We start from the raw sequence: 11,693 nt of genomic DNA, 5'->3' as shown, positions 1-11,693 counted from the left end.
TTGACATTACCTGTTTCGGCTTTGCGCTGAAACCACAAGTTAATCGTGTTGCGACTGATATTGAACAGAAGGCTTGCCTCACACTTCTTGAGACCGTCCAACTCAATCGCTTGCATGACTTTTTGCCAGAAATCATCACTCTCTTGCTTTGGCCATTGAAATGGGGTAGACGCAATTGGAACTCTTATAGTCTACGTCCTAATCTTCATGGCTATAGCTATAATTTTTGCGATAGTAAGCTTGATATTCCGCAGACAGCAGAGGTTCCCACCAATCACGATGATTGAGATACCATTCAACTGTTAAACGTAAACCCTCAGCAATGGTTACTGAAGGCGTCCAACCAAGCTGAGTTTTAATCTTGTTCGCATTAATTGCATATCTCCTATCATGTCCAGGTCTATCCTTGACAAAAGTAATCAACTCTTTTGCTGGACGTACTGGTAAATCAGGTGCTAATTCATCCATCATCTGACACAAAAGTTGCACCAGATTGAGATTTTCCACCTCATTGTTACCACCAATATTGTATGTTTCGCCTGGTTGACCATGATTGATTACCGCATCCAAAGCACGACAATGATCGCCCACATAAAGCCAATCGCGCACATTTTTCCCATCACCATAAACAGGTAATGGCTTACCTATTAAAGTGTTGATACACATCAGAGGAATTAGCTTTTCGGGAAACTGATAAGGGCCGTAGTTATTAGAGCAATTTGTGATAATTGTCGGGACATTGTAAGTATGGTAATAAGCACGCACTAAGTGATCACTACCGGCTTTCGAGGCTGAATAGGGACTATTAGGAGCGTAAGGTGTAGTTTCACAAAAAGCTGGATCATCTAGGCCCAAACTACCGTAGACTTCATCAGTAGAAACGTGTAGAAAACGATAATCAGATGGCTTTGCTTTTGCCTCCCAATGTTGCCGAAAAGCTTCTAACAGGGTGAAAGTTCCTACCACATTAGTTTGTACAAAAGCAGTTGGCCCAAGAATTGAACGATCAACATGAGATTCAGCAGCAAAATGGGCGATGGTATCTATATTTTCGGTTGATAATAACTCGTCTATGATGGTGCGATCGCAAATATCCCCCTGCACAAACTGAAAATTCTCTCTTCCCTCAACCAGCGCCAAATTCAGACGATTTCCCGCGTAGGTAAGCGCATCCAACACCACCACCCGGTCATCTGGATAAACCTGACACCAATGATGCACAAAATTTGCCCCAATAAACCCCGCACCCCCAGTAACTAATAACCGCCGACTCATTCAATTTCCTCTCTTCTCTCTGTGTTCTCAGCGCCTCTGCGGTTCTTTTCTATTACTTAAAATATTTCTTCCTCAGCTTCCCATATATCCTCTGTGCCAATAATTTTGCCATACGTATTCTCGTCAAACTCTTAATATTAGATGGCTGCTGTACTTTGTGATCAAAAAACTCATTTAACTCATCCAGAATAACTTGGAAACGCTTAATAATGTTTTCAGTCCGATATTCAGCCAAAAACTCTTCAGTCAAACTAAAAGCTACTGAAGAACCAATCACCTTCAGAATACGTTGGACATCATATTCTTGAGAATATCCAGCAATTTTATAGCAATTAAATCCAGGATCTAAGTAATCAGCCAGTCCACCGTTGACACTAGAAAATACTTGACAACCACAGGCAAGAGCTTCCATTGGTTGTAGACCAAATCCTTCACTAACACGCTGTTGTGTCCAGTACTCAGCCGAATCATACAGGTAAACCTTAGCTCGGTTGAATAGTCCAGGTAAATCCTCTATGTATGAATCAACAACCAATACTTTACACTGTTTTTGTAACGCTGGAATCAACTCTTTCATTAAATACTCAGAAGACTTCCGAACCTGAACTAAAACATCAATATCCCGTTCCAGACCTAAATTTTGAAACTCATCAGAAATTTGATTTGGCAAATAATAAATCAGAGAGTTGGGTGATTTTTCTCCCCAATATCCCATTGTATAGCGGCTAACAGTGATGATCGGAATACTTGCAGGTAGCGTAAATGGATAACCTGCACTATGTGCATGGTAAACGACATTGTATTGCTTAAGTTTAGCCACGAGTTGAGCTACATCAAATCCCCAACTGATGACAAAAATTACATCACTTAAATTTTGCTCTTTTAGCAAATCATCAATAAAAAGCTTACCTTTTTCTCGTTGACGGTAAGTTACAACACCAGCACTACAGAACTGCTGAACCAGATTAAGTGCTTTTAACTCAGCCCAAAGACCACCACAGGCAAATTTGCCATCTGTACCGGGGAGTAAGAAGTAAAGTTTTCTCATAATTTTTTTAGGGGAGTACCGCAAGGCGGAAGTCAAAAGTTAACACTGAGCGACTTGCCTTGACTTGTACTGAGCGTAGCCGAAGTAGCGCAGTCGAAAGGAGTTGAAGTGTCAAAAGTCACCCATGCTTTAATTTTGGGCTTTCTGGCTGTAATGAAATGGTAGGTTTATTTCCGCCGACCTGTACTAGATGGAGAAAACTATGGAGAAAATTTTTTTGTCTCCCTCATCCCCCTCATGCGTACTCTTGCCAGCCCACTTTAACAAAATATGCCTGACGCCCCCAAACGTCGCGTGTATGGGTAATATTTTCAATTGTTAGATTAAAAGGAATGGCAGTTGTTAGGTAACGCTGTGCCATAGAACCTAAATCAGGTGCAAGTTCTGCGGCTGTCGTCGCTGCTAACCCCAAACCTATAAGTTGCTCGATTGGTCGAAATGGTAGTAACAGATGCACACCCACAGCTAGTCCAGCTGTTAAGAGCATTGCTACTGATAAATTTGTGCCGCAACGGGGATGTACAGCCAAATCCCATTCTCCACTGGTGAGGCGATGTCGAGCAAGTATGACCGCACGCCGCAAATCACTAATATTCACCTCACCATAGAGGTAGAATCCCTGCTCAGTAGACAAACCGCCTAATAGTTCGTTATCTAGTTGAACGTTAGTAGGTTCTCCTTTGGCAGGATAGGCACTTTTTGATTCGCTAAGAACCCAAACAGTAGCGTGTTCTAAAGCGTGAACCTGCCGTATCATCAGAATTTCTTTCAACCCTGGAATAAACGATAGCTGTCTGAGTAAGTCGGCATCTTGTGTGGGTTGCGGAAAGTCTGAAAATTGGTCTTCAATACTCGGAACTTTATCAGATCCAGGTGTCTTAAAATCAAAGTTAAAAAATTCAAAGGGAGACGAGCCACTTTGAAAAGAAGCAGAAGTATTCATTGGAACACTGCTCCCAAAGCCAATGGGGCAACATAGATTTCTCTCAAATGTAACGCTTGCACCACTGAATTGTTGCTAATTTTTGTGGATGATTTTTGAGTTTGGGCATGGGGCATGGGGCATTGGGCATTGTAGATTGCTCTCCCATTCCTACATCTGTTCTGCTTAATAAGAAATTCTGATCTTTTATAGTTTCCGAGTCCGAGGGTCAGCTGGCTCCACTAACATAAACTCCGGCTGAGTGAAGGACTCGGAACTTTTGGTAGAGTGTTCACACTGAAAACTTAGGCGTGAAGAGGGAAATAATCAGTAAACCTCAAGATTGGTTTGCCATTATACCAGACCAGAGCAATTACGTTGCTACTAATAAATCGTTTATTCGATCTGGTTAGGCAGAGTACAGCAATTGACATCATTCAAACAGACTTTGCCCCACTGTAAAGCCCAGCGGACAAGAGCTACTCGATTTTCTGTCTCGGTCTTGGTAAGAATATTACTGATATGGTTATCAACTGTACGCTTGCTAATCTCCAGTTTTCCTGCAATCTCTTGGTTAGTTAAGCCAGCGGCTACTAAGTCGATAATTTGCAGTTCTCTGTCTGACAGACTAACGGGGGTCTCAGACTTGCCACCAGCCATGACTATTTCTATCCTCCCTTGGTATATGTACTTAATCACTCTTTCTAATTCTAGAAGATTCTTTTGTTGGGAGGGGTTTCAAGTATTAGCAGTAATCCGATTGTCAATATTTTCTTTGGATTTCAATTTGCCAAAAATATAAACCATGAAATTAAATAAGTTTTATGTTATACAAAATTTATATAAATAGTTAGTGTAAATGCTTAGGTTTGTTGGATGATATTCAGAAGCATATAGATGTTATGGAGTAATAAAAATTGCTATTTAATTCTATGAAGGGCTGGCGACAGATTAGCAAAAATTGTTGTAGATTTTATACTGTAAATTACTAATCCAAAATCGAAATCTAAAATCTAAAATAAAATGAGCAATCCCCGTGTTTTGTGTCTCGGTGAAGTTTTGTTTGATTGTTTAGCCGATCAATTGGGGCTAAAGCTGGAAGAAGTAAAATCCTGGACTCCCTATCCAGGAGGGGCACCAGCTAACGTAGCCTGTGCTTTAGTCAAGCTGGGGACTAAAGCAGGATTTATCGGAGCCGTTGGTGAAGATGAACCAGGGAATGCACTGGTCAAGCTATTACAAGATGTAGGTGTAGAGACAACGGGGGTACAACGCCATCCTACAGCACCAACGCGGCAAGTTTATGTTACACGGGATTTAGCAGGCGATCGCACCTTCGCCGGATTTGGTCAGCATGACACCGCAGAGTTTGCCGATACTCGCCTGCAAGCTAAACAATTGCCAAATTCGCTGTTTCAAGAGGCAGATTTTCTAGTTTTGGGTACTTTGGAATTAGCCTATCCTGAAAGTGAAGAGGCAATTCACCGCGCTCTAGAGTTAGCAGAACATTACGACCTAAAGATTGTGCTAGATGTCAATTGGCGTCCTGTATTTTGGGAAGAGCCAAACATCGCTCATCAAAAAATTCCAGAATTATTTAAGCGAGTCGATTTCCTCAAACTCTCCAAAGAAGAAGCCCAATGGCTATTTGAAACCGCAGATCCCGGAGCCATCACTTACCGTCTGGCTTCAATTGAAGGGGTGCTAGTAACAGATGGAGAAAACGGTTGCACCTATTGTCTGGGTGAGAACGAAGGCAAATTACCTTCATTTTCTATCCCCGTAGTTGATACAACTGGTGCAGGGGATAGCTTTTTGGCAGGATTCATCCACCAATTGAGTCACCACGGCATCCACAGCTTGCGGGATGCCGAAACAGCAAAACGCATTGTTACTTATGCTAGTGCTGTTGGAGCGCTGACTACCATTAAACCAGGTGCGATCGCTTCTCAACCTACTGCTGCTGAGGTCGAAGCTTTTCTAGCCACACATCAACTCTAGGAACTAGCATAAGTCACTGGGATATCAGCCACTAAAGGCTGATACTCCCGACTAGAAAATGGACGAAAATCTTCATGCCATTCTGCGGTCATATTGCACAATAAACGTAGTTGGAGTGGTGTGGGTACTGGATTAACCCGCTCAACTTTTACTTTTAGAAGTTCTGAATTTTTGTTCTTGAGTTTAAAAACATCATCCACAATATACCGAGGACAATAACCTACGATGTGATGATCCTCGGTGCATAAAAGCAATGCACGCGGGTCATGGGGATTTTGAAATTCGTTAGCTAAATATAAGAGTTCACCCGTTTGTAATTGATTAATCCGTTCAGTTGCACAAGCAGGAAGGTGTCGCAGTCCATGTGCAAAAAAATGGATATGGTATAAACCATTCTCATCTGGTTCTGGACAGGGGAAAACTTCAAAATAATCTGTTACCTTGCGTCCACCGCTCCGAGAAAGAACGCTAATTGGATCGTCTTCTCCTTGTGGAATATTTAGCGATTCAATATAATTTTTGTAGTCAGGGCGAGAGCGTCGCATTAATCGATTAGAAAACAAGGGGAATAGTTCAACTGATGCGTATTCTTTGTTCAAGTCTGGGAAGGAATATAATAGCTGAAAATTATGTTCAGTTTGAGCTTTAACAGCACCTTGCGTATATACAAACTGATATTTTTTCCCGTCAAATGTTAGGCGACCAATGGGAAGCCAAGCGCGACTTTTAGGATCTTGCCAAGCTAAAAAAAGTGTTTTCATAGTAGGGTGTCCAGCAGCTTACTTTGATTTAACTCCAATATCTTTTGTGCAAATTAAATTGCTGTTTGCGATATGCGATCTGATGGAATACGCTTAATGTTAAGCAATATTTCGCCAACCGTATCCGAATCGTTGTAATACCCCTTAGAGAATTTAGTTGTTACTAACACGCCTGCATTTATTAACTTAATTATACGTTTACAAAAATTTAGGTGTAAGCTGCACTTTTACGTATATACTTAGTAACAAGATTATAGAGTCATCAAACAATAGTTTCATATTTTGATGTCAAAAAACTTCTCCTAATTTTCTTTTAGCACAGAATATTAATGCTTTGGAGATGTCTAGTGTAACAAAAGGATTTAAGGCTAATGAAGACAAAACAGTTTATTGCATCTACTTTAACTTTGTTTACTACAACAGCATTATGTTTTCCACTAGTACAGTCTACTGTAGCTCAAGCTCAGACAAGTAGTACTGCTGTTGTTGTTGGTATCACAAAAATTGCTGCTGGTTCTACAACACCGGGTGCTACAAATTGGCAACCTTACGTAGGCTCTATCTCTATAAACGGAATTTATGTTGATGTAGATACTAGTGGAGCAAATTTTACCTCTACTCCAAAATACGTTACATCTATAGGTGGTGATGGTTATCACTGGGCGACTACTGGAGGGTCAGCAATTTATTCTCCAACACCAACAGGTTTTCGTGTTTATGTTCGCTTCTCGGATAATGGCACTTTAAGTCCTGCCTTTGCTAACCAAAATAGATTCCACATTAACTGGATAGGTATTGGACAATAGTTGTTCAACTTTCTCGACCTTAGTAATACCAAAGCCTGTAGTCCTCACAGAATTCGGTATTTCTATAATCGTTCTGATATTTTCCACAAATACTTGAGGCGGCTCGGAAACATCTACAGACATAGCATTAGCTGGCTCCTCAAGAGTTGAAAACTGGCTATTGAGGAGTTTTCTGGTCATAAACTGAATTGTGGCGCTCTTGCAGCTGCTTTTGAATGACTTCAAAAGAGCCTTTGAGGTAAACTAGCTTGATGCAATCGCTATCCAATAATTAAAATTGGCGATCGCTAACTTTGAGTACTAAACACTCCAGCACCACATTTTTATTTAACTTGACAGGCTAATACTTTAGTTGGTTTTAGTTTGCTGCCATAGAGTATCAACAGTCACAAACTCATAACCTTGTTGTAGCAATTGCGGAATGAGAATTTGAATTGTGGCAGCAACATCTTGTCCACCACAAGCACCATCATGTAAAACAATCAGCGAACCATTTTTGACCTGCTGCATAACTCGCTCTACCACAGTGGTTACACCTGGTAGCACCCAGTCTTCTGGTACAACACTCCACATAACTGGGCGGTAATTCCACTGAAAGAACAATTTTAAAGTAGCAGGCGTAAATAAACCATTGGGGGGGCGGACATCTCGCACTTGTTCAGGTTGCAGATTGCAGGCATTGTAGATGGCAGCTTGGGTTTTTTCTAAACTGTCCTTCAGGTGATTTGGAGAAAGCATGGCAAAAGAGCGATGATCGTAGCCATGCAATCCGATCCAGTGTCCGCGATCGCTAACAGCTTTAGCAATAGCTGGTGAACGGTTGACGCAAACACCCAACCAAAAAAAACTCGCTGTAATCTTGTAACGATCTAACACTGCTAAGACTTCGGGTGTGTATTGAGGATGGGGCCCATCATCAAAAGTCAGGGCGATCGCTTTAGCATTGGCATTTCCAGCCCAAAGGCAGTTGGGAAAACTTGGCTGGAGAATGCGGTAGAAAATTGGGAACAGGGGAGCTAGCTGCATAAAGTTTTTTCTTTTTTGCATAATCTTGCATAAATACACTGATTACTTAATTTGAAACTGTTAAACGAGGGAACCATAGCTTAACTCGCTTATATCTGGAACTTACCTACTGTACAAATAGAGAGTTCCAGATACAAGCCTTCCTTATAGGTTCAAACATCACAGCGATCGCTTTGGCATGGCAATCACCACTCCAAAACCAGTTGTGAAAGGTCGGCTGGAGAATGTCAATGCTCTATTTTGTAAAAAATCTGTTAGAGCAATACTTTTTGACCTACCACTCGTCTAAATTGATGATAAATCTACCAATAAACACTGCATGAAAAGTTAATGCTGTTCAAAGATATACGAGATTATCAAATTTCATTTCTGGGCTTGTTTCTAGTCGTGGGAATCAGTACACGAGATTGGACGTTGCGACCAGACTTGATTGGGGTATTGATCGCTACTTGTTTAGTAACCCAATCGGTATTGTCATTTGTCATTAGTCATTGGTCATTGGCAAACAACATAGACGCCCCAGCGGCTTCTTGCAGGGTAGGACAAATGACTAATAACAAAGGACAAATTACGAATCTTCGCAGTGCTTTAATTACCTCACTCGGACTCAGTTTACTGTTGCGGGCTGATCACTGGACGACAATGGTAATAGCGGCAGCAAGTGCGATCGCTAGTAAATTTCTCTTTAAATTTGGTGAGAAGCATTTCTTCAACCCTGGTAATTTTGGCATCATTTCCGCCTTAGTTCTCACCTCCGATGCTTGGGTTTCGCCAGGACAGTGGGGTGAAGAGTGGTGGTATGCGCTGTTATTTGTCGGGACTGGGGGCATGACTTTGCAGCGCATTGGTCGCTGGGACACCACAGCCGCTTTTTTGGGTAGCTATTCCTTGCTAGAAGCGATTCGCAATCTCTGGCTGGGTTGGACTTGGGATGTTTACTGGCATCGGTTGATGAGCGGCTCGTTGTTGTTGTTCGCCCTATTTATGATTACAGATCCGCGATCGATTCCCAATTCCCGAATTGGGCGGGTAGTTTGGGCAGCTTGCATCGCTGGATTAACTTTCATCCTGCGGAATTATTTCTTTATTCCCACCGCAGTCTTCTGGGCACTATTTATCCTAGCCCCGTTGAGCATTTTGCTAGATATTCTCTGGTTAGCCCCACGATTTTCTTGGCAAATGGGAGATGAAGGAGCAGGGGGAGCAGGGGGAGAACTTTTACTTAGCACTCCTAACTCCCAACTTTTGTACAGACGCGATTAATCGCGTCTCCTCTTGTACAGACGCGATTAATCGCGTCTCCGAAATTAGCACTTTATATAGAGGTATAAAAAATGAAGATTTTTAGGCTTTTAACGCCATTACTGTTGACAATTGTCGCTGTGTTTTGCTTTGCACCCGCAGCTTGGGCATTTTGTGGATTTTATGTAGCTAAAGCTGATACGAAGCTGTATAACAAAGCTTCTCAGGTAGTGATCGCACGGAATGGCGATCGCACCGTCCTAACAATGGCAAACGACTACCAAGGCGAAGTCAAAGATTTTGCAATAGTAGTACCAGTGCCAACGGTGCTGCAAAAAGAGCAAGTTCGTGTTGCCCTACCCAAGATTATCGAGCGCCTAGATGATTTTAGTGCGCCGCGATTGGTGGAATATTTTGACCCAGATCCTTGTGCCCCACTACCACTATTTTCCAGAAACCTATTTTTCAATGCACAAGCAGCAGTACTAAATAGTGCCGCACCTCAGATAAGCGATCGCGATTTGGGTGTAACGGTCGAAGCGAGTTTCAACGTGGACGAATACGACATCGTGATCCTCAGTGCTAAAGAATCTGACGGACTGGAAACTTGGCTCACACGCAATGGCTACAAAATCCCTCAAGGGGCGAAACAGTTACTTCAGCCCTATATCCGTTCCTCAATGAAATTCTTTGTTGCCAAAGTCAACTTGGATAAATTTGAGGAATCTGGCTACCAGCTCCTGCGTCCGCTACAAATTTCCTATCAATCACCCAAGTTCATGCTGCCAATTCGTTTAGGCATGATAAATGCCACGACAGAGCAGGATTTAATTGTCTATATCCTCTCGCCCCAAGGAGAAGCACAACTCACTAACTATCGGACGGTGAAAATCCCCTCCAACGTCAATCTTCCCGTGTTTATCAAAAATGAATTTGGTGAATTCTACAAATCCCTGTTCCAAACTGCTTACACCAAAGAAGGCAAGAGAGTCGGTTTTTTGGAATACACTTGGGATATGGGTAGTTGCGATCCTTGTTCTGCCGATCCCCTGACTCCAGAGGAACTCAAGGAAGCAGGCGTATTTTGGCTAAATGATAATTCTCTAAGTAAGCAAATTAAGGTTAGACCAATCCCCAGGTTTGCTCCTCCCGTTTTGAACACTAACGTCTTCATCTCCCGTTTGCATGTCCGCTACACCCGCGACACATTCCCTGAAGACTTGATTTTCCTGCAAACTGCCAACCGGGAATTATTCCAAGGGCGTTATATTTTGCAATATCCATTTGAAGGGGAACTTAAATGTGAGGCAGGTAAAGAATACAAACGGTCTTTGCCCAAGCGTTTTGAACAAGAAGCGCAGACTCTAGCTAGGTTAACCAACGGAAATATCCAAGATATTCGCAACAAAATGAAGCTGAGTGTCGGAGATCTCACATACACCTGGTTGGAAAATGTCCAGTCCTGGTTTGGATTAGATTGAGGGAATGGGAAGAAAGAGGCAGGGGGCAGGGGGAGAATAAAAATTACCTCTTTACCCTCTGCGTCTTAACAATGCCCAATGCCCAATACCCCATGCCCAATGCCCCATGCCCAATGCCCAATGCCCAATGAATAAATCTTGACGAAAATTTTTTAGAGTGTTGTTATACGCAATACTAAGATATTCTTGCCTTCTTCGCCAAGATTCTCATGGTTCAATTCGATGAACACCTACGCCGCTTAGTTAGCGAAGCCTGTGAACACCCATCTGGAAGTCCTCAGCGTCAGAAGCTGCTCACGCAAATTATTCGCTTGAGTGCAAGTAGACTCTGGAGAGAAAGTACTCCTTACTATCAAGATGCACTACAACAAACTTGGTTGTATTTCTGCCGCAATGTTTGTGAAGGTTTAACAGGTCAAATCTATAATCCCACTTATGGCAGTGTCATCACCTGGCTGAATGCTTACCTAAAACGGAGACTACAAGACTTTTATATTAACCAAAACCGGGAACAAGCCACAACAGTCCATCTTCGGGTTCGTCAGTCTACATCGGGTGGAATAAGAGAAACCATTGATCCTGTAGATAACCTGCCAGCTACCCCCCAACCACCTCCCATTTTGGAAGACTTGGAGATATGGGCTAAGACAGATTCTGAAGGAGAACTTTGCGGTACTTACATTAAAGGGCGTCCAGATGTGAATTGTCAGATGTTAATTCTTAAACGCCTACCCCCGGAAGTTAGCTGGAAAGAATTATCTGAGGAATTTGGGCTGTCAATTCCGACATTAAGCAGTTTTTATCAGCGCCAGTGTTTACCACGTTTGCGTAAATTCGCCGAATTAGAGGGATTGTTATAAACAAAGAGGAAGGAGAGCCAGTCGGTTGCGAACTCTCCCAAAGATAAAAAGACCTCTAAGAGGTTTTATATCATGTCCGCCAAATTACCCGTAATAAAAGTACCTAACCCCAATCCCGCTTGCGGGGTGGGGTTCTTCAAGTTTAATAACGCTCTTTTATGTCTCTGGTGAGAGAAAAATGCTCTGATTTGCTGAGATTTTTGAAATTCCTTGAAGACTGTGAACAATACAGGCGCTGCTATGTCGGAAATATTGAGAAGTAATCAAATAT

General features: G+C 42.3%; 11 protein-coding genes and 1 pseudogene. 5 read left to right on the top strand and 7 right to left on the bottom strand.

From position 1 onward, the window contains the following. The 5 genes and pseudogenes from LC653_RS41550 to pedR form a co-directional block, all read right to left on the bottom strand. Nucleotides 1-116, bottom strand: a pseudogene (locus LC653_RS41550) (IS630 family transposase); the annotation flags it as partial. 82 nt (nt 117-198) lie between these two features. Continuing rightward, on the bottom strand, nt 199-1,275 hold the full coding sequence (rfbB, locus tag LC653_RS41545; protein ID WP_229501132.1) for a dTDP-glucose 4,6-dehydratase: 1,077 nt from the start codon (nt 1,273-1,275) through the stop codon (nt 199-201). 52 nt (nt 1,276-1,327) lie between these two features. Beyond that, entirely contained in the window at nt 1,328-2,323 is a 996-nt protein-coding gene (locus tag LC653_RS41540) for a glycosyltransferase (RefSeq protein ID WP_229501131.1), read from the bottom strand. Between the two features lie 235 nt (nt 2,324-2,558). Further along, a complete protein-coding gene (locus LC653_RS41535) occupies nt 2,559-3,266 on the bottom strand; it encodes a DUF6391 domain-containing protein (RefSeq protein WP_229501130.1) in 708 nt (235 codons plus the stop codon). A gap of 375 nt (nt 3,267-3,641) precedes the next feature. Beyond that, a complete protein-coding gene (gene pedR, locus LC653_RS41530; protein ID WP_069073632.1) occupies nt 3,642-3,905 on the bottom strand; it encodes a photosynthetic electron transport-dependent transcriptional regulator PedR in 264 nt (87 codons plus the stop codon). A gap of 363 nt (nt 3,906-4,268) precedes the next feature. Here pedR and LC653_RS41525 point away from each other — a divergent pair, with 363 nt between their 5' ends. Beyond that, complete coding sequence (locus LC653_RS41525; RefSeq protein ID WP_229501129.1) at nt 4,269-5,246, top strand: carbohydrate kinase family protein; 978 nt, start codon at nt 4,269-4,271, stop codon at nt 5,244-5,246. Here LC653_RS41525 and LC653_RS41520 read toward each other — a convergent pair. After that, nucleotides 5,243-6,007 (bottom strand): HIRAN domain-containing protein, encoded by a 765-nt coding sequence (locus LC653_RS41520; protein ID WP_229501128.1) that lies wholly within the window; start codon nt 6,005-6,007, stop codon nt 5,243-5,245. The two genes, LC653_RS41525 and LC653_RS41520, sit on opposite strands and share 4 nt — an antisense overlap. A 371-nt stretch (nt 6,008-6,378) precedes the next feature. Between LC653_RS41520 and LC653_RS41515 the strand changes: the two genes are divergently transcribed. Further along, on the top strand, nt 6,379-6,813 hold the full coding sequence (locus LC653_RS41515; protein ID WP_229483006.1) for a hypothetical protein: 435 nt from the start codon (nt 6,379-6,381) through the stop codon (nt 6,811-6,813). Between the two features lie 348 nt (nt 6,814-7,161). On the opposite strand, the gene LC653_RS41510 is transcribed toward LC653_RS41515, so the two are convergent. Next, on the bottom strand, nt 7,162-7,839 hold the full coding sequence (locus LC653_RS41510) for a polysaccharide deacetylase family protein (protein ID WP_229501127.1): 678 nt from the start codon (nt 7,837-7,839) through the stop codon (nt 7,162-7,164). 330 nt (nt 7,840-8,169) lie between these two features. Between LC653_RS41510 and LC653_RS41505 the strand changes: the two genes are divergently transcribed. The 3 genes from LC653_RS41505 to LC653_RS41495 all read left to right on the top strand — a co-directional run bounded on the left by LC653_RS41505 (nt 8,170) and on the right by LC653_RS41495 (nt 11,422). After that, the gene (locus LC653_RS41505) at nt 8,170-9,102 is read left to right on the top strand and encodes an RnfABCDGE type electron transport complex subunit D (protein WP_229501126.1); all 933 of its coding nucleotides are present in this window, start codon (nt 8,170-8,172) and stop codon (nt 9,100-9,102) included. A 71-nt stretch (nt 9,103-9,173) separates the two neighbouring features. Continuing rightward, nucleotides 9,174-10,562 carry a DUF2330 domain-containing protein gene (locus LC653_RS41500; protein WP_229501125.1) on the top strand — a complete coding sequence of 463 codons (1,389 nt, stop codon included), beginning with the start codon at nt 9,174-9,176 and terminating at the stop codon, nt 10,560-10,562. Nucleotides 10,563-10,771: 209 nt separating this feature from the next. Then, nucleotides 10,772-11,422, top strand: coding sequence for a sigma-70 family RNA polymerase sigma factor (locus tag LC653_RS41495; RefSeq protein WP_229483019.1), 651 nt, complete (start codon nt 10,772-10,774; stop codon nt 11,420-11,422). Nucleotides 11,423-11,693: the final 271 nt, after the last annotated feature.

The sequence above is a fragment of the Nostoc mirabile CHAB5784 genome, assembly GCF_020829645.1.
GTDB classification, from domain to species: Bacteria; Cyanobacteriota; Cyanobacteriia; order Cyanobacteriales; family Nostocaceae; genus Nostoc; species Nostoc mirabile.
Note: the sequence above shows the minus strand (reverse complement) of the source record. Positions and strands in the feature narration are given on the sequence as shown.

Bases quoted from the DNA above. Each gene is read 5' to 3' on its own strand.
- LC653_RS41500 (WP_229501125.1), top strand. From the start codon at position 9,174: ATGAAGATTTTTAGGCTTTTAACGCCATTACTGTTGACAATTGTCGCT.
- LC653_RS41535 (WP_229501130.1), bottom strand. From the start codon at position 3,266: ATGAATACTTCTGCTTCTTTTCAAAGTGGCTCGTCTCCCTTTGAATTT.
- pedR (WP_069073632.1), bottom strand. From the start codon at position 3,905: ATGGCTGGTGGCAAGTCTGAGACCCCCGTTAGTCTGTCAGACAGAGAA.
- rfbB (WP_229501132.1), bottom strand. From the start codon at position 1,275: ATGAGTCGGCGGTTATTAGTTACTGGGGGTGCGGGGTTTATTGGGGCA.
- LC653_RS41510 (WP_229501127.1), bottom strand. From the start codon at position 7,839: ATGCAGCTAGCTCCCCTGTTCCCAATTTTCTACCGCATTCTCCAGCCA.
- LC653_RS41525 (WP_229501129.1), top strand. From the start codon at position 4,269: ATGAGCAATCCCCGTGTTTTGTGTCTCGGTGAAGTTTTGTTTGATTGT.
- LC653_RS41505 (WP_229501126.1), top strand. From the start codon at position 8,170: ATGCTGTTCAAAGATATACGAGATTATCAAATTTCATTTCTGGGCTTG.
- LC653_RS41515 (WP_229483006.1), top strand. From the start codon at position 6,379: ATGAAGACAAAACAGTTTATTGCATCTACTTTAACTTTGTTTACTACA.
- LC653_RS41540 (WP_229501131.1), bottom strand. From the start codon at position 2,323: ATGAGAAAACTTTACTTCTTACTCCCCGGTACAGATGGCAAATTTGCC.
- LC653_RS41495 (WP_229483019.1), top strand. From the start codon at position 10,772: ATGGTTCAATTCGATGAACACCTACGCCGCTTAGTTAGCGAAGCCTGT.
- LC653_RS41520 (WP_229501128.1), bottom strand. From the start codon at position 6,007: ATGAAAACACTTTTTTTAGCTTGGCAAGATCCTAAAAGTCGCGCTTGG.